The sequence below is a fragment of the Nonomuraea sp. NPDC050404 genome, from assembly GCF_040655495.1.
GTDB lineage: Bacteria > Actinomycetota > Actinomycetes > Streptosporangiales > Streptosporangiaceae > Nonomuraea.
Window position 1 is genome coordinate 1 of the sequence record NZ_JBFAKB010000106.1, and the last position, 1,263, is coordinate 1,263.

Annotated in this window: 1 protein-coding gene; it reads right to left on the bottom strand. The window is 69.2% G+C overall.

The features are described from left to right. Nucleotides 1-43 precede the first annotated feature (43 nt). A complete protein-coding gene (locus AB0I81_RS64080) occupies nt 44-1,165 on the bottom strand; it encodes an IS630 family transposase (protein ID WP_360680737.1) in 1,122 nt (373 codons plus the stop codon). Between the last annotated feature and the right edge of the window lie 98 nt (nt 1,166-1,263).

Below are 1,263 nucleotides of genomic sequence, written 5' to 3' on the forward strand. Positions count from 1 at the left end.
CTAGTGCTGTGACCGGAAACGATCACCGGGTTGGGTGAGGATTTCAGGCTGCCGGTGCGAGGGGTCGGCCGCCCCAGCGGAGGCCCTTCTCGCTGCGGATGCGGGCGCGTTCGCGGCGTTGGGCGGCCAGCACGTCCGGGTGGCGGGCGTGGGCGTTGCGCCAGCGCAGGTAGGCGTGCAGCGCGCGGGTCTGGACGGTGTGGTTGGGATGGCTGGAGTTGGCCAGGGTGAATTGGCGCAACGGCCCGAAGTGCGCCTCGATCGGGTTGGCCCACGAGGCGTAGGTCGGCGTGAACAGCAGCCTGACCTTGTGCTTCTTCGCCCAGGCGCGGATGCGCCAGTTCTTGTGCGCCGACAGGTTGTCCAGGATCACGTAGATGGGCGCGCCATCCGGCCGGGCGGCGCGGATGGACTTCAGCGCGGCCCAGGTGTTGGTGCTGCCTTTGCGGCGGTGGTTGACGCCCCACAGCAGGTCGTCGCCGACGGAGTAGCAGCCGTGGAAGTAGGTGACGCCGTGAGTGCGGCGGTAGGTGGCCGGCAGCCGGTCCGGCCGGCCCGCGGGTGCCCAGCCGGTTCCGGCGGTGGGCCGGATACCGAGCGGGCCGAACTCGTCGAAGGCGAAAGTCCGCTCGGGCCGGTGGGTCAGGGCGTACTCGATCGCCTCCAGCTTGGCGTCGAAGTCGGGGTCGGGCGAGTCCTTCCAGGTCTTGGTGCGCTGGAAGGTGATGCCGCGGCGGGCCAGCAGCAGGCGTAACGCCTCGCGGCCGAGGGTGAAGGCGCGACCGGGCAGGCGGCGCAGGTAGTCGAGCAGCTTGCGGATGGACCAGCGGGTGAAGGGCTGGCCGAGTTTGGCAGGTCGGGTGGTGGCCGTCGCGGCGACGAAGTCTTCGTCGTCAGGACTGAGCAGGCGGGGACGGCCTCCCGCCCACTGAGGGTCCAGGCAGGCCAGCCCGATCTCGTTGAAACGATGGATCACATCGCGCACGGTGTCCTCATCGGCCTGCACCAGCCGCGCGATGACCGGCACGGTGTTGCCACCGGCCGAGGCCAGCAGGATCATCGCCCGCCGATACCGCACCGTGCTCATCGTGCCGCGCCGCACGATCCGCTGCAGCTTCTGCCCTTCTTGGTCCGTGAGCCTGCGGACCTTGACCGGTTGCGTCACCTGGACTCCCAACTACCGATCGAACGTGATCAGCACCATCCAACCGGCAGGACCGTCCTACGCGCCAACCCGGTGATCGTTTCCGGTCACAGCACTAG